This window comes from Pedobacter frigoris (assembly GCF_005116445.1).
GTDB lineage: Bacteria > Bacteroidota > Bacteroidia > Sphingobacteriales > Sphingobacteriaceae > Pedobacter > Pedobacter frigoris.
In genome coordinates this window covers 261,236-277,902 of sequence record NZ_SWBQ01000005.1, presented here as the reverse complement: position 1 = coordinate 277,902, position 16,667 = coordinate 261,236, and the positions used below count along the sequence as shown (strand labels likewise).

Here is a 16,667-nt window from a genome sequence, read left to right as displayed (position 1 = left end):
TTAAATCCCAAAGAATGATTTCAAAACTGTCGCCACCACAACAAGAAAAATGCAGGAACCAAACCAGGCCGCAGCCACCTTATTGGTATCAGGCTCTCCTGCATTCCACTTGGAAAAAACCTTTACCGCACCGATCACCCCCACAACTGCACCAATGGCATACATCAGGTCACAGCCAGTATCAAAATACCCCTTTACCTTATTGGTCGCTTCCTGTATCCCCGCATTGCCGTCCTGCCCAAAACATAGCCCGCACAACAGCACCAGCACACTGCAAAACCCAATCACCAAATTCCGAAACCCAAACTCTTTTTTTTCGCTCAATCTTTTCATAAAAAATCCTTTAAATAAAACCTAGTACCATAAGTTCTCCAGCTCATCGGCGCTCAAATGGAACGGCACATGGGCGGCAATAAATTCATTGATGGCACCCACACTGGGATGTGCACCTATCTTCCCATAATCCTCTTTCACCTTTTCCAGCAGCCTAAAAAAATCAAGCTTCGAGCCCGCCTCTGATTCCAGCCTAGCAAAAATCAGTTTCAGCTCCTGCACCACATCTGCAACCATACCGACCTGATCATACCTTCCATCCGAACCACTAGTGCCTGCAAAAGAAAGCTGGCCCATCCCAACAATAGCCATCCCCTCGGGCATTGCCGGCCTGCCCATCAGCGAATCCGAACCATCCAAACCGACATCAAGACCCTCACCAAAACCTGCATTTGCCTCCAAGCTTTCCACCCCCTTTTCCCAACGGTGCGGCAATGGCTCGGAAACCCCACTGCCCAAAAGACCCAATACCTCTTTGCGGTAAAAAACCAAGATCACAAAGCAGTACCATAAAAAACTTAGCATGAACGAGGCCAGCAGAAACTGCCCCCAAGTAAACTGTTGTAACATATCTTTATAATTTTCGCTAGGCGCTGAATTGCCCTTAGCACATCCCAAAATTCAGCAACCCGCAAATTGAAATGGGTTTATAACCCGGTAGATAACCCAAGAAATAATCAGCCTACTTCGCCCAGGAGGGAACATAGGCATCAGAATCATCGATGCGTTTAGCAACCGCTACCACCATCTCATCCAGAAACTTGGTCTTGGAAACCAGCTTTCGCTGCTTGATCTTTGCAAACCGTTGGAAGTAGTTGGAAAGGTTGACACGGAACACCCGCTCGAAAACATCCACCAGATCTGCAATATCCACCTCCCCATCATTGAACTGCTTGGTTTCAAAAACACCATAAAGAATTTCAATCAAATTGCTCGCATCACCCGTCCAACGCAGTTCGCGGCCTTTTTTGCTCTTGACCGAAACTACCGGTGAAGAACCACCACCCTGCATCTCCAAAAGGATTTCCTCGCGAAGCCGTTCCAGCGCCATAAACTTTGAAAAAAGGTAATCCCCAATGGTGGCGTAAGATGGGTCAAGCTCCGGCACATCCGAATTCACCAGAACTGAAGCAATCGTATCCTTTACAAAGTACTGCTCGTCAAGCTCCACGCCGCCGAGCCTATAATACTGGTAAAAGAATTCATGTTGGCGAAAGAACCTAGCAATATGATCCAGTTGCCGATCATAAAAAGAGGACAGATCAGCGCCAACGCCAATAGGTCTTTCCAGCTCCATCCAGTACCGCTCCATCGCAAGGATCAATAGCGAATAAAACCTTGGCTTAATCACCTTAAAAAATCCGATTTCTTCTGACCTCCTCGAGAAGCCTGAAACATCAAATAAACCATAGACCTGCACGAGCACCCTTTTCACCGAAGCAATTTCAGAACGCATCCGTTCCAGTGGCGAAAGCAATGCAAAACCTTCCAACTCTTTTTCAAGGCTGACAAGCAGCCCATTCATCTTTTCATCCATCATAATTATAAGTTTAAGTAAGTAAATAAGAGCTCAACCTAGACGGATCTGAGCCCAAAGAACACAATTCACCACGCAGGGAAAAAGTGGATGTATAAAACATGTACACCGAATTCTCAACCTTATGCTTATATTTGCCACAGTTAAAATATTATATAGCGATAGCTATTTGACTTGTTCTAGAAACCCGCTAAATTTCAAAAGACAAACAAGGAAGAATAGACTGATCGTCTGCGCTAAAGCGCGGGCGCAGTTTGTCTTGTTTGTCGGGTTCTTAGCGGGACCTCTAGAGCGGATATGACTTGTGTCCCGCGCTATATCGTTTATATACTTTCTGCATTCGGGATGGCAGACCTAAACCAATCTTATGAAGCAATCAGAAAATGTTGCTATTCTTGATCAGCCAATTGCACAAAGCCCATTAAGTACAGAGTTTAAGACAGTAACAGAGATACTTGGCTTTCATACTTTTTCAGAACTGCTACAACACCGTACAGCTAAACTGTTAAACCTCCCCGGTTTCACCCAACATCTAATCTATGAGTATGTAGAATTTATGGAGTCGAACCAAATGGCACATCTAATTGACCCATAAAAAAGGCCGGACAGATTAATCTGCCAGGCCCCAACTATACTAAACTAATAACTTTATTATACTAAAAAACTGCGCAGGTCTTCCAGAACCGCAGCAACCATTGGTTCCAAAGGTTTGATAGCAGAAATATCCTTGGTGTACATCTTCGATTTCACGCTTGGTGCCGAAAGTACATCCTGCCCCTTGGTAGAAAAATTACAGGCAATCTTTTCCGAGAAAACATCAAGGTTGGGTTCATCATAAAAGCCATGAGCATATAGCGTTTTTTCAAACAGTGCCAACTGCATCGCCGTCAATCTTGTTTTCAGCTTCAATGGATTTAGCTGGATATCCTGCGGCCTCTCGGTCAGCCCCTTGATGGTAGCATCGATCCATTTTGCCAAAGCTTCGTCCACTGGTTTTCTATCCTGATCAAACACCATTTTTGTATGTAGGTTGACCTGGAACACCTTTGTCCTTTCGGTTTTCAGCAGTGATTTTGCTTCTGCGCCGCCAAGGCCATCCATCTTGGCTGAAAGGAGCTTGGTGCAATAGTTCTCAAACCTGACGTGGTTAAAACCAAGGCCTACTAGCAAATGCATCAGCTCGTAATTATCCCTTGGAAGTTCTTCACCTGTTTCGTTAAACACCTTTTCATACTTCTTAAGGTACTTATAATTGTGCCATCGCATTTTTCCATCATGGGTAAATTGATCGAATGGTATTCCCGTCACCAACAAAAGCTGCTCATCTATTCCTATTTTCTGTAGCCAGTTCTTGAGAAACTGCCATTTCTCATAATAGATCAGGGACTGTTGCTTGCAGAAAAGTTTGGGAAGGCTCAAGGTGTCTGGCAGTAATGGCTCAACCTGTGAAGTCAGGTGATCCATCAAATTAAGTATGGCCTGCGCCACCATGTTCTCCTTTCTGTTTGGCTCAAAATGGTCATCGCATATTTCTCCCATCCGATAGAGGTTGATCTGCAGGAAATTACTAATCTGCGTTTCATTGGACAGCTCGAGCAATTGTTTTAACAACACCCGTTCCAGGCGTTTGAGTTCCTTTTCCAATTTGTTCAATGCCGTAGCGTCCCTTGGATCTTTAATCAGGATTTCCGATAATTCTTCGAGTTGTTCAAATTCGTAATTCATCTTTTCGGTAGATTGTAATTTATCATTATGGTTCTCCTGGGCAAATTGCCACGACCATTCCACTATTTTTTCTATCGCCACCATCACATCGGCCCTGTCTTTTTCGCTATTAAGATCGATACCACAGACCACGCCATTGATTGCTTTATGTTGTAGCACCATATAATAGCTTCCTCCCAATAACAGCGCAATAATTGCCTTAAAATTTACTGCGCTTTCCCTAAAGTAGGGGGTTGCCATTTTCAACAGTTTTTCCCCCTCAACCTCACGTTCATCAGAAATGCTTCTCATTAACGCACTTGCCTCTGATATCTGCCAATGGATGATCTTTTGCATTTCCTCACTTGCGGAGAAAACCTTAAAGTTCTCCTGCATCAGGCCGACAAATAAAGCTTCAATTTCCTTGGCATCTGGATTATCGGAAAAACGGAAACGCTCAAAAAATGGCTTCCAATAATCCTTATCCTGTATATAGGTTTTCAAAAGTCCATTTAAACTGCCAAAATGATAGCGGATCAGGTTTTTGTCCTTTCCAAGTAACCTTGCTATATTATTCGTTCTTATTGCACTAAAGCCCTGTTCGGTCAAAATCGTCCCTATTACATCCAAAAATTTTCTTTTTGTCGCATCCGCATCCCTGATCTTATTTAGGCGTCTTTTAGTCAAAATCTTATTTTTCCAGATGTGTTTTTTTGATTACCCATTCCCAAGCGTTCAATACCTTATCGAGTTGTGTATGCGTGTGTGTCGCCATTACGCTCATCCGCACCCTTGCATCTTTTCTTGATACGGCTGGATAATTGATCTGGTTGGCGTAAATACCCGCTTCAAGCAGCATCCCGCAAATTTTTGCATTCAAATTGATATCCCCAATTTTTACAGGGATGATGGCAGACTGTGATATCCCCGTATCTAGCCCTAACGACTCAAGCCCGGTTTTCAAATATTCAATGTTGTCCCAAAGCTTGTGCATCCATATCGGCTCTTCATCCACCAGATCAATTGCCTTGGAAATACATGCCGAGGCTGGGGAAAGCGTTGCAGAAAAAATATGCTGTCTGGCCTGAAACTTCAGGAAACCAACCAATTCTGGACTGGCCACCAAATATCCTCCAACATGGGCAAAGGTCTTGCTGAAAGTACCCGTAATGATATCCACCTCCTTATACAAATTGTGCAGTTCGATTACTCCTCTTCCTGTATCGCCAATTACACCTGTGCCATGCGCATCATCTACCACCAAATAAGCCCCATAATGTTTGGTCAACTGAATGATCTTATCCAGTGGTGCCAAGTCTCCATCTTGCGAATACACCCCATCAATGATCACCATCCGGGTACGGTAATTGTCTTTTGAAGTTTTCAAAATCCTTTCCAACGCCTCCAGATCATTGTGTAGAAATGTTTTCACGTTAGTATTGAGACAGCCTTCATATACACTCGCATGAACAGCCATATCTAATATTGCCAAGTCCTCTTTCTTAAGCAATGCCTGTAATGATGAACTATTTGCCGTATAGCCCGTACTGAATACAATTGCACTATCCCTTTTAAAAAATTTGGCAATCTTGTTCTCAATTTCCTGATGGAAAAGGTAATGACCACCGATTGCGGGCGAAGCACCAGCGCCAGAACCATATTTTTCGATTGCGGCAATAGCGGCTGCCTTTACCTTTGGATGCTGGGTAAAACCGAGGTAGTCGTTTGAAACCAAACTCACAAAGTTACGGTGTGGGTTACTGGGCAGATTAAGTTCGATCTCTGGTCCACAGCCCGAAAGATTTTCCTGTCGATAATTGAACTGCCCATTCTTGCTACGGTCAGTTACATACTCACTCCAAAGTTTTGCCCATCCATACGGATCCATTCCTTGAATGTTTTCGAAGTCCTTAAAACTTGCCTTTTCAAAATCAATATTTTTCATCATTTTATATTTTTTTGTCAGAGATCATGATGGTTTCATGCTTATCTGTTTTTAAAGCAAGTTCGACAGTGTTTATGCCCCGAGTGGGGAATTAAGGGTCGTTAGCGAAAAAAAATTTATCATCTACTAAAAACCACGCATCCAGATGATAAAACTAAAATCCTCTCTAAACAAAAAACATGTGCGGACATCCATCCAGCACATGTCATTAATTAACTAACTATTACTTCCTAAAAATTTATTTCACTGGAATGCTGAAAGCCACCTCATCTGGCGGCAGGCAAGATGTATCAGTACAGGCCATAAACTCGACCGTTCCCTTCAACAAAACCTGTTTTGCCTTCAGCACGATCTTTTGGGTAAATACCACCTGTTTTTCAAAATATTGCACGTCCATATCGAAAACCTTCTCATGCCTCACCTTTGGCTTGGGCTCCACAAGCTTCCCCAACAGCACATAGCCCTTTGTAGGTTCAAAACGGAAAACCGTCTTCTGCGGCCCGCCATCCTTTTGTCCTGTAGAATAGATATGCCATCCCTCATCCAAGGCCGCCCTTAGATACAGTGTCGCGGTGGTCGAACTTGTCCGCTTTGCCGCATAGCTCCATTTCACCGGTTTTTGGATCTGTGCACTTACACCCGAGGCAAGTACCACGAACAACATCATCAATCCCAAATTCATCAGTATTCTTTTCATATCCATTTGGTTAACTAAGCCTTCAAAAAGAGCTGACCGAAGCCAGCCCCTCATTAATTATTTACCTAAATTAAATACGCCTTAAATAGAACCGCATTTCCTATAGGACGCACAGCTCCGCGTCTGGTGGTATGCGACACAACCAAAAAAATGAAGAAAAGAAACACGGCCACAAACGTCACCAACAAATAAAAAATCCACTAAAACACTTCATCTACCAAATGAACCTGTACAGCTAGCGCATGTGTCCATTGGTGTAAAAGATTAGTAAAACCACCCATTATCCATTAGCTTAATGTGTCAAAATACATTAAAGCACATGAAGGTCACTATCCATCCTACCGCATTATTTAGAGTGCCGTTATTTCCGCTGAACGCAACCCTCGAACAGTCCTGGGAAGAACTTAAAACAGCAATTTCCCTTTCCTCGACCGAATTCTATAAAAACATCAAAGACATCAAAGCAGATCAGCTGGACACCTTAACAACTGCCATGCAATACACCATATGGAAATACTTTAACCGGGCAAAGTACAGGGCTACTCCTTACGCTAGCTTTGCAGGTGTGGGGCTTTGTCCAATCGGAAAAGGCGATGCGTCATCCCAACTGCAAATAGATGGACAGCAAGTACTGCACAGTTTTATCGATTGGCCCTACAAAGAGCAGATCAAAATCACCATTGATGAAATCGTAGACAAAGACCTGAAATTGTTTGCCAACAGCAGTTATTATAAATTCCAAGAACTGATCCGTTATATCACACACTTGGATGGAGAATTCCAGATCTCAGAACTTGACTGGGATGAAATGCTCATCACCATCCTTGAAATATGCGAGCATCCGATCCCCTACAGCACGATGGTAACAGCACTCCGTGACAAGAATTATGTAACCGAAGATATCGCAACGTTAATTGAACAAATGGTCGAGTTGCAGCTCCTGCTCAGCAGCAAGCATCCCAATCTGATCGGCGAGGAATACTTTAACCGGATCAATCTCCAATCGGAAAACTACCCCGATAAATACATCATAGCTGAGCGCAAATTAATCTCAGGACACCTAGACGAATCCCTTTTTAAGAATTTAGACGAGCTGATAAACTTGCTTCACAATCTGGTTCCACAGACAGAAAACGAACCACTAAAACAATTTATCAACAGATTAAGCCAAAAATTCGGCGAAGAGGAAATTCCCCTAATGCAGGCACTCGATCCTGAACTGGGTGTCGGTTTTGATGATTTGGAAGAATCGGACCATCCCGATCCGCTGATCAATAAACTTATTGCAAAAAAAAACACTGGCAAAACTGCTGAAACTGAATTGAAAACTACGCTGCTATCTGCGCTATTGAACGGGCAGCCCAACCCCGATCAGATCATTCAGCTCGATCAACTTCAGTCAGGCACACAATCAGCCAAATTACCTCTGCCCAATACGCTCAGTGCTTTACTTACTATAGGAGATGAATACATTAGCGTTGACTCCCTTGGCGGCAATAATGCCAATACCTTGCTTGGTCGCTTTACCCTAGCCGGAAAGAAATATACAGGCCTAAGCCGAGAACTTGCAGCCATTGAACAACAGGCAAATCCCGAAGTTCTTTTTTTTGACATCGCCTATATCGCTGAGAACAATGTGGACAACATCAGCCGCAGATCAGTTGTTTATCCTATGCAGGTGAGCTTGTTAAACTACGACACGACCGAGCAGCCACTCACTTTAAACGACATCATGATATCTGCGCAGCGCGGCTGGCTGATTCTCCGTTCAAAAAAACATAACAAGCGGCTCATACCCCGGCTGGCTACCGCCTATAACTACTCACGCTCAGACCTATCCCTGTTTCGGCTGTTGTGCGCGATGCAGAATCAGGGGATTACCGCTAATTTGGCGCTTGACCTGCAAGCTATCCTTCCTGATGCAGCCTTTTACCCCAGGCTGCAGTTCAAAAATTTTATATTGTCACCTAGAAAATGGAAAATAGTCTTTAAAGACCTAACCAACAACCATGCTACACCGTTAATTGAAGAAAGCTTAAAACTACAACTGGAAAAACTTAAGGTCAGCAGGTATTTCAAAGCTGGTTTTGCCGATCAAACGCTTTGCTTCGACAGGGAAAAATCCGCCGATCTTTCCGCCTTCCTTCAGTACCTGCGTAAACAAAAAAGCACTTATGTTGAAGAAGCCCTTCTCCCAAGCAGCCTGGTTCAAGACAGTCAAGGAAAGCCCTATCTTGGTCAGTATCTGTTGAGCCTGACCCACAAAGAGCAAATTTACCGACAAACCTATGTCCCCGCACCACATACAGATGAAAACTGCATCCAAAAGAACATTCCCCCAGGTCAGGACTGGCTGTATTTTGAAATTTATACCCATCCCCAGCGCAGCAACCAGGTATTGACAAACCATATCCAGCCTCTGGTGGACGAATATTCAGCTCTCATCAAAAAGTGGTTTTTCATCCGTTATAATGAGTATGGCCAGCATATACGTCTTCGAATACAGTTAAACGATCCCACAAACGCACATTACATAACTGCTGCCCTGACTGAAGGGCTAAAGCAAGAAATACAATCCGGAGTAGTTTCCGAATTCCTGATCAAAACCTATAAAAGAGAGATCACCAGGTACGGCCATGCCGGCATTGAGGCCGTTGAATCACACTTCAGCAAAGACAGCGATTACGTTACAGCGCTGCTCGCTACTAATCCATCTACTAACCAGCTGTACCAGCTATGCATCACCCTTGCCCAGGACATTGATAAAGCAGGAGTCCTCACCTCCAAAGACGATGAATTCACCTATGTAATCAACAAGGTCTCCACCTACTTTAATGAGGAGCATCAGCTGGAGGCTGCCGACTACAAAGAACTGAATATCGCCTATAAGAAATTCAAAGCTGAACCCGAAATCATTCTAACACAGGCGCAGCAATTCCTCCGCCAGCGCTTCACCCAATCCTTTAACCAAACTATTGCAGGATGTCAGCCAGCGATCAAAAGAAGACAGTTGCTAGGAGACCTGATACACATGCATATAAACCGTCTATCTAGCACCAACCAGCGTAGCCATGAAATGATCATGTATTACTTTTTGACCAAAGAACTGCAAAGGGAAAAGGCCAAACAGAAGAATAACTTTTTTGATCTACCGAAAACGCCTGTTGGTGTAAAATAATTGGAACTGGATACCTTTAGTATTATTTTTAAATAGACAATTCAATCACTTAAAAATTATTCATTATGAAAACATTAACAACACAGTTGAAAAGAAAAACAGCTTTTAAATTTAAAAAAAATCAAGCGGAAGGCATATTGAACATGTCAACGACCGTTTTGACCCTACCAACTATTTCTAAAACTTGTTAGGTACAACGACCACTGAATAAATATGCCGGCTGATACCGGCATATTTAAACCTAAGTTATATTACCCTCTCCTTTTACTCCTAACCAACATCGGCTCCAGCCTGTCAAAGAAAGACTTTCGATAATTCGGTCCAAGTACTACTGTCACGCTATTACCCAGATATACCATATTCCCCTCCACACCAGTAATCTTTTCAATATTGATCACAAAAGACTTATGTACCCGCAAGAACTGCTTTTCAGGTAAAATCTCGCCAATCTCGGTTATCGTCAGATAAGTAGTATAACTGCAAGAATGCAAATGGATACGCAGATAGTTCAACGCACTCTCCACAAATAAGATCTCATCCTTTAATATCCGCATCAATTTCCCTTTTCCCTCACATTGAATGAAGAAATAAGGAAAGTCATGTTCAACTGGTGTCCCAGCAATATATTCTATCATAGCAATTTCTTTTTATCTAATTTTTCAATTGTCAGTATCCACTTAAACATTAAGAGATTGATCGAAATCTAGAATAAAGGTAATAAGCATTAAATATCCGCTTATTACCTAAAGCTAGTTAAAGCAAACTTTCTATTTCTTTCAATAAAGAATCATACTTGTATAAACTTTCCGCGTTAAATGAATGAAGAACGCGCCCCTTACTGAGTAAGATAGTTGTAGGATAACCGTAAATATTGTTCTCTGAAATTATGGCATGATTAAACCCTTCTCCATTCGTAAACAGATTAACGGCTCCTAAAGATGTGTAATCACCACTAGTTATGCCCACGCTCCACTTTTCAAGAGTTTTGTCTGTCGAAATTGAAAGAAACACTACGTTGGGATTGTTTTTAAACTTATCTTCAATTTTCGACAACACCGTTTTATAAAATACAGAACAATACCCACATCCAGTAAACCAAAAATCTAAAAACACAATTTTATCATCAAAGTCTGACAACTTAATGTTATTGCCTTTCCAATCAGTTAAGGAATAATCGCTAAACTTTCTTCCGGGCAAAGCATTGCTTAAATGTTTTAGTATTTTCTGGTTCTGTTCTTCTGCTATAATTAAAACTGCTTTCTGAAATTCGGCGGCGCTATATTCGCTTTTCCTTGTTGTCTTAAAATAATAAAGAAGCATAATTTCTCTTGCCTTACCTTTAAAATTATCGACTAGAGTATTAAACAGAAAATGCGAAGAGAAAGAGCCATGACTCAGATACGTCATACACGTAGCTTTTCGATATGAATACCCAATAAAGCCAATAGAATTTTCCATTCCCTTTTCGGACAGACCATTAAAAGATTCCGAACCAAACTTCTTGTAAAAAGCAATCCTATAAAAATTCGCACTATCAGTTTGATTAGATTTAATCATTTTTTGGTAATACTGTTGAATAAAAAAGAAAAGACCCTCGCGGTCAGAAAAGAAAATATCGGCTTTCAGTATATCAAAACTAAGAGAACTCATTTTAGATTTCAATTGAGTTAATTTAACTAACTTTTCTTCAGCAGATTTACTTAAATCTAAATAGTCAGTTGACTTTAATATGTTTCCGTCGAAGGTGGGCCGGCCATTTTTGTATTTGACTTGTTGTATCTCATATCGCGCTTGGTATTTCCCGGAACCTCTGCCGGAAAATTGGCACTGAGCATAAATTCCCGCTTTTTTTTCAATTGCGGAAATTTGAATTGCGATGCTGTCGCCTTGTTCCCAAAACTGGGGTTCAATAATGATCCAGTAATCATCTGAGCTCCCGATGCCTGTATGAGTTCTTGGGGAACTCAATTCAAAGTAACCGAAATCAGCATTTACCGGTATAGTAAACTGGAACGAACCATTACTATTTTTGAATCCGTAATATGTTGCTGGCTCGTCAACAAAGGCCCCGATATACTTATTAGAAATCCTAAGTTTCAAACTATCTGTCGCTTGTAAAAAAGTCACATTCAGCGTAATCTTTTTACTTGGTTTAAAGGATGAAGCTTTTGCATTCAACTGAAAGGGTAAGACCATTAAAGCGATTGTACAAAACCCAGTTAGTAAAGAAATTTTATAAAAATTTTTCATACTATACGTTAATAATCTAATCATCTTTCATTTTGTTGTATACCACTTTGCTCAATCTCCGAATCAGGAATTGGGAACACATATCTTTTATCATTAGGCAAAAGGGTATAAACTGTACCATTAGCTGTTCGCGTGATTGTCTTTTGGAATCTTTGGTCGCGATTTAACCGCCTTAGATCTTCCCATCGTAAGTTGGCAGTAAAGGGCAGTTCTTTACGCCTTTCAATTAGTACAAGCTTCAAAGCATCTTCCGCACTGCTAGCAGTGATACCTGTGAACGTGCCTGTTTTAAATCTCTTCTGTAGCAGCAGGTTAAGATCCGCTAGTGCCTGGTCTTTACTGCCATTTCGGGCGGAACATTCCGCCCGGATCAGATAAAGTTCATTGGTAGCTATACCCACAAAATTGTAATACCACCCGGTATATGATCCCACATACCGCACCGCACCGTCTCTTGTTGTATAAAGCAATGTCTTCCGTAAATCATCGGAGGAGTAGGATGTGTACAACTCTGGCACGATAACACCCGTATTAATGGTGGCAGCAGTAATACTTGTATAATTATACTTTTGTGCGTAGAACAGTATTTCGGGATTATTGGTGCCATACAGGGGGAAGCGATTGTCGCTATTGTAATTGATTATACTTGTATTATTGAAGTCCAATAATTGACCATACGCAGTCAGCACCTGATCAGCATATATACCAGCCTTTGCATAATCTTCCATTACAAGATATACTTTTGAAAGTAACGCTTTTGCAGCCCTTACGTTTGGCCTAGTATTATATGGCTGCGTTTGAGGTAATAGTTCTATAGCATGTTGAAGATCTGCAAGAATAAAATCATAGGTCTGTTTTAACGATGAACGTTCTCTTATGATCACGTTCACATCTGATGTTTCCCGTATAGGTAATCCTAAATCTGACCCTGCCGATGTCTCTGTATAGGGCTTACAAAATAGTTGCGCCAAATTATACAAAGCAAATGCTCTATAAAAATAGGCTTGACCCATTACATTATTGTGTTCGGCAGTCACATTATTAATCGCCGCTAAGCCTTCAAGAACAAGGTTTGAAAACTCAACTCCCCTAAAACCATAGTTCCATTCAGAAGAATTCCCACCTTCCCAGTAGTTTCCCTGCCACAAATAAATATTACGTTCGTATTCCCATAAAACTGCAACATCCTTATCCCGGATAAACATATTATCTGAGGCAACTAAACCTGAATTAATAAATGCCCTTTCGTTCATCTCAAGGGTGTTGTCCAAAATTGCCTGATAATCGCCAATTTTTTGAGGAACAATATCTGATTTATTCGTCTTTTCGTTAAGCCAATCATTTTGTTTTTTACAACCTGATAGTGCGGAAATCGTAAGAATAATTAATATGTATGTATTAAATTTTTTCATGCCCTTAATTTTAAAAGTTTGCGGATAAACCGAACGCAATAGACCGGGGATTGGAAAATAGGCCAGCATCTGGATCTATGCCAAGTTTATTCTTCCTCCAGATTATTCCAATGTTGTTTCCATATGCAAATACCTGTAACCGTCGTATGGAAAGATTATTCAATATGTTCGGCGAAAAGTCATATCCAAACCGAATATCTTGTATCCTAACATTATCTGCTTTCTCGACAAGTACTTCTGAATACTGATAGAAGGTGCTCCTATCGCTATTATTAGGATAAACTAAAGAAGGAACATCTGTTTTTGATTCATCTCCAACTTGCTTCCACCTCAAATCATAGTCCTCATGTTGTCTGGTTAACAACACGTCCCGGTAATTCAAAGATGTAGTGTTTCGTCTAAATACATAGCCGAGGTTGTAACTCACATTTACCGATAGATTAAATCCTTTGTATGTGAAGTCATTCCTTAAAAAGCCAAAAACCGTCGGCCTTGCTGAACCACTATATACTAAACTGTCCGGTTTGAAGTTGTTGCGAATAGCCGTGTATTCTTCGCTTGTCTTTCCATTTAAATAACCCACCGGGTTGCCATTTGTTGCATTTAATCCAGCCCATTTATAGCTAAACATGGAATACATAGGATAGCCGACGACAAACCCCAAACCTGTAATGCTGTTACTAGTCAATGGTGGATCATATTTGACAACTTTATCGTTTAATGTACTCAATAACAACGTAGAGTTCCAACCAATAATTCCACGAAGATTTTGACTTTGCAAAGTCAGGTCAATTCCTTTTGACTGTGAATTTGCTGCATTTGCATTATAACTGGTAAAACCAGTCTGTGGTGCTAATGCCGTAGCTTGGAACAAATCAAATCCTTTTTTATAAAATCCTTCAATAGTACCTCTTAAGATGTCATTTTTAGAGGCAAAATCTATCCCGATATTGATGTTCTTGATCTTTTCCCATCTTAAGTCTGGATTGGGAGCAGTAGCTCCAGAAATGATTTTAGCCCCAGTTATTGGGTCGGTGGTGTAAGAGCCTGTCAGTAAAGCCGTACCATTCCTGTTCACATTTCCATTATACCCATAGGACGTCCTTAATCTCAAATAAGGTACAATTTCCGCATTGTAGAAAGACTCCTTACTAATGTCCCAGCCTGCACCTGCTGACCACAAAGGGGTAACCTTATCATTGGTATTTACACCAAACAAATTGGCTCCATCTTTTCTACCACTTAGGGTTAAGGTATATTTTTCATTGTAGGTATAACCCGCATTCGCATAGTAGGATAAATATCTATTTGTGAACCCACTTATGCTGGATGATAGACTTGGTATCCTAGCTGAACTAGATGGATTGGTTGGATAACTTGTTACAAAATCAAGAGTGGGCACCGAAGTACCAAACTGATCGTCGTAACCATAAGATAATCTTGTAAAGCCCTCATTACTGAGTTCCCTTAGTTCCGCACCACCAATGGCATTTATCTCATGCTGACCAATTTTTTCGTTGTAATTTAATTGGCCCCTTACATTGTAGTTACTCCAGTCATAATTACCTTTGGTCAGTATTCCACCCAATGGAAATACATAGGTTACTTTTCCAGTTGCAGCGTTGTATACTGAATATTTGTTGATCAAATTACGTGTATAATAGGTATCCTGGCTTTTCAGGTTGTTTCTGTCAATGATCTGCTTCTCATTCTGATAAATTACCTCTGCATTCAGCGAAGGCTGAATCTTATATCTGGCTGAAAGCCGCATGGTCAAATCATTTATTTTAGTCGTGTAATCATTTGTCTTGATTTCATTCAACGGACGGTAGTGCCAATCTAGGAAACCCCTGCTTTCCATTAAATCCAGGTAAGACATTCTAATACTATTGTCAACAGATAAGGGATTTCCGTTATCATCGGCTAATCTTGCGTACGGATATAGATAGTTGTATTTAGTTCCACCTGTTCCTGTATAAGTCTTATAGCCAAATTCATTGTTTTCGGTAGTTTTGTTTTGGCTGTAGTTAATACTAGCAGTGAGATCTAGGTTTTTAACCGGTGTATAGGTATTTGTAGAATTTACTGTTGTCCTGGTGTATGAATTACCAATCAAACTGTTTAAATTATTGTCGTAACCCAAACTTAATGAATAAGACAGGTTATCTCCGCCACCTCTGATTCCTAGCGAATACTGCTGATTTACGGCTTTCTGATACACATACTTATCATAATCATCACGCACGTCATATTGTTTCAAGGCACCTATCCTTGCATTGATTGCTGCTTTATCAGCATCATTAGTTGCTGCCCGCAATAAAGCAAATAACTCGACGGCCGGTGAAACTGTTGGTCTTGCCGATGTATTGGTAATATCTGAATTGAAGAATCCCGCATCAAATAATACCTTCTCTACTTCAATATAACTACTTGAGTTCAGAAAATCTTTACTATTGTACAAGTCCGGCTTATCAATTATCGTAACATTACTATTAAGCTCCACTTTCATCTTTTGATTCTTAGCACCCTTCTTTGTGGTAATTACAATTACGCCGTTTCCCGCCCTGGCACCCCAGATGGAAGCTGAGGCGGCATCTTTTAGCACCGTAACCGATTCTATGTCATTTGGGTTGATATTATTAATCTCACCTTCATACGGAAAATTGTCAACTACAATCAGAGGTTGCGCTGTGGTCGTGCTAAATGAATTTTGTCCACGTATGGTGATACCGTTGTTCCTGTTATTTACCGTCGTTGCAATTGTATTTGAAGCAGTGCCGTTAAAGAAGACGCCACTGGCTACACCGTTCAGCCGATCCAAAATGTTTGTTCCAACCCTGCGATTTAGAAGTTCATTGTCAATCTGCACGAAACTACCAGTCGCCCTTTCTTTTGGAATGGTTTGATAGCCCGTACTCACTACACTTACCTCATCAAGCTTAGCTTCAGTGACTATCATCGTAATAGTACCCAAGTCATATTTAGCACTTACCTCCCTAATTTCATATCCCAAATAAGAAATCACTAGAACCGCCTTCTCGTCCACATCTGTTAATCTAAACTCTCCATCATCTCCAGTTCTGACAGATCTTGTCGTTCCCTTAATGGTTATCGTAGCACCTATAAGCGGGCCGTTTTTATTGTCAACCACCTTACCCCGAACATCAATAGCAGCCCAGCGCTCAGCCAAGCGATCCAGAAAGGAAGGCACCTTCTTATTTTTAATAGACACAATCTTCCCGTCAATTTCATAAACAAGATCAAGACCTTTTAGCGCAGTAGAAAGCGCTTCCTCCAAAGTCGCATTGGAAATCGAAAGACTAACCTTCTGATCCTGCAAATTCGTCTTTTCTTCATAATAAAAATCAAACCCGCTCTGCTTCCTGATATCCTTCAGCACAGAAAATAAGGACGCATTGGTTTTGTTCAGGGTAATGCGCTGCCCGAAGGACGCCGCACTGACCTGCATAAGGGATGCTATGAGTATAACGGTGGTTAAGCGCATTATTAGCATAATTTTGTGGTATAGCCGAAGCCTACCAAATGGTGATATAATATCGTACATTTGTTTAGTTTGGTTCTATGCAGCAGCCCCATGTCGTCGAAAACTT

General features: G+C 41.2%; 12 protein-coding genes. 2 read left to right on the top strand and 10 right to left on the bottom strand.

From position 1 onward, the window contains the following. From FA047_RS17260 to FA047_RS17250, 3 genes are all read right to left on the bottom strand, one after another. Positions 1–333 carry a DUF4134 domain-containing protein gene (locus FA047_RS17260; protein ID WP_136837327.1) on the bottom strand — a complete coding sequence of 111 codons (333 nt, stop codon included), beginning with the start codon at positions 331–333 and terminating at the stop codon, positions 1–3. Positions 334–354: 21 nt separating this feature from the next. After that, on the bottom strand, positions 355–858 hold the full coding sequence (locus tag FA047_RS17255; protein WP_169304449.1) for a hypothetical protein: 504 nt from the start codon (positions 856–858) through the stop codon (positions 355–357). A 157-nt stretch (positions 859–1,015) separates the two neighbouring features. Beyond that, positions 1,016–1,873 carry an RteC domain-containing protein gene (locus FA047_RS17250; RefSeq protein ID WP_136837325.1) on the bottom strand — a complete coding sequence of 286 codons (858 nt, stop codon included), beginning with the start codon at positions 1,871–1,873 and terminating at the stop codon, positions 1,016–1,018. 364 nt (positions 1,874–2,237) lie between these two features. Here FA047_RS17250 and FA047_RS17245 point away from each other — a divergent pair, with 364 nt between their 5' ends. Further along, positions 2,238–2,465 (top strand): hypothetical protein, encoded by a 228-nt coding sequence (locus FA047_RS17245; protein WP_136837324.1) that lies wholly within the window; start codon positions 2,238–2,240, stop codon positions 2,463–2,465. A 56-nt stretch (positions 2,466–2,521) separates the two neighbouring features. Here FA047_RS17245 and FA047_RS17240 read toward each other — a convergent pair whose 3' ends face one another. From FA047_RS17240 to FA047_RS17230, 3 genes are all read right to left on the bottom strand, one after another. Then, positions 2,522–4,261 (bottom strand): TetR/AcrR family transcriptional regulator, encoded by a 1,740-nt coding sequence (locus FA047_RS17240; RefSeq protein WP_136837323.1) that lies wholly within the window; start codon positions 4,259–4,261, stop codon positions 2,522–2,524. 4 nt (positions 4,262–4,265) lie between these two features. Beyond that, positions 4,266–5,522 carry an aminotransferase class I/II-fold pyridoxal phosphate-dependent enzyme gene (locus tag FA047_RS17235; RefSeq protein WP_225872772.1) on the bottom strand — a complete coding sequence of 419 codons (1,257 nt, stop codon included), beginning with the start codon at positions 5,520–5,522 and terminating at the stop codon, positions 4,266–4,268. Positions 5,523–5,757: 235 nt separating this feature from the next. After that, positions 5,758–6,216: a protein-disulfide reductase DsbD N-terminal domain-containing protein gene (locus tag FA047_RS17230; protein WP_205943340.1), complete on the bottom strand. Its 459-nt coding sequence runs from the start codon at positions 6,214–6,216 to the stop codon at positions 5,758–5,760. A gap of 319 nt (positions 6,217–6,535) precedes the next feature. Here FA047_RS17230 and FA047_RS17225 point away from each other — a divergent pair, with 319 nt between their 5' ends. Further along, positions 6,536–9,394 (top strand): lantibiotic dehydratase, encoded by a 2,859-nt coding sequence (locus FA047_RS17225; RefSeq protein WP_169304448.1) that lies wholly within the window; start codon positions 6,536–6,538, stop codon positions 9,392–9,394. A gap of 251 nt (positions 9,395–9,645) precedes the next feature. On the opposite strand, the gene FA047_RS17220 is transcribed toward FA047_RS17225, so the two are convergent. The 4 genes from FA047_RS17220 to FA047_RS17205 all read right to left on the bottom strand — a co-directional run bounded on the left by FA047_RS17220 (position 9,646) and on the right by FA047_RS17205 (position 16,561). After that, complete coding sequence (locus tag FA047_RS17220; RefSeq protein ID WP_136837320.1) at positions 9,646–10,029, bottom strand: LytR/AlgR family response regulator transcription factor; 384 nt, start codon at positions 10,027–10,029, stop codon at positions 9,646–9,648. 118 nt (positions 10,030–10,147) lie between these two features. After that, a complete protein-coding gene (locus FA047_RS17215) occupies positions 10,148–11,644 on the bottom strand; it encodes a TlpA family protein disulfide reductase (RefSeq protein WP_169304447.1) in 1,497 nt (498 codons plus the stop codon). A gap of 20 nt (positions 11,645–11,664) precedes the next feature. Next, a complete protein-coding gene (locus FA047_RS17210) occupies positions 11,665–13,056 on the bottom strand; it encodes a RagB/SusD family nutrient uptake outer membrane protein (protein ID WP_169304446.1) in 1,392 nt (463 codons plus the stop codon). A gap of 10 nt (positions 13,057–13,066) precedes the next feature. Continuing rightward, a complete protein-coding gene (locus FA047_RS17205; RefSeq protein ID WP_169304445.1) occupies positions 13,067–16,561 on the bottom strand; it encodes a SusC/RagA family TonB-linked outer membrane protein in 3,495 nt (1,164 codons plus the stop codon). Positions 16,562–16,667 lie beyond the last annotated feature (106 nt).

Excerpts from the sequence above, each read along its gene's own strand:
- FA047_RS17260 (WP_136837327.1), bottom strand. The coding sequence starts at position 333 with ATGAAAAGATTGAGCGAAAAAAAAGAGTTTGGGTTTCGGAATTTGGTG.
- FA047_RS17255 (WP_169304449.1), bottom strand. The coding sequence starts at position 858 with ATGCTAAGTTTTTTATGGTACTGCTTTGTGATCTTGGTTTTTTACCGC.
- FA047_RS17250 (WP_136837325.1), bottom strand. The coding sequence starts at position 1,873 with ATGATGGATGAAAAGATGAATGGGCTGCTTGTCAGCCTTGAAAAAGAG.
- FA047_RS17245 (WP_136837324.1), top strand. The coding sequence starts at position 2,238 with ATGAAGCAATCAGAAAATGTTGCTATTCTTGATCAGCCAATTGCACAA.
- FA047_RS17235 (WP_225872772.1), bottom strand. The coding sequence starts at position 5,522 with ATGATGAAAAATATTGATTTTGAAAAGGCAAGTTTTAAGGACTTCGAA.
- FA047_RS17230 (WP_205943340.1), bottom strand. The coding sequence starts at position 6,216 with ATGAAAAGAATACTGATGAATTTGGGATTGATGATGTTGTTCGTGGTA.
- FA047_RS17225 (WP_169304448.1), top strand. The coding sequence starts at position 6,536 with ATGAAGGTCACTATCCATCCTACCGCATTATTTAGAGTGCCGTTATTT.
- FA047_RS17220 (WP_136837320.1), bottom strand. The coding sequence starts at position 10,029 with ATGATAGAATATATTGCTGGGACACCAGTTGAACATGACTTTCCTTAT.
- FA047_RS17215 (WP_169304447.1), bottom strand. The coding sequence starts at position 11,644 with ATGAAAAATTTTTATAAAATTTCTTTACTAACTGGGTTTTGTACAATC.
- FA047_RS17210 (WP_169304446.1), bottom strand. The coding sequence starts at position 13,056 with ATGAAAAAATTTAATACATACATATTAATTATTCTTACGATTTCCGCA.
- FA047_RS17205 (WP_169304445.1), bottom strand. The coding sequence starts at position 16,561 with ATGCGCTTAACCACCGTTATACTCATAGCATCCCTTATGCAGGTCAGT.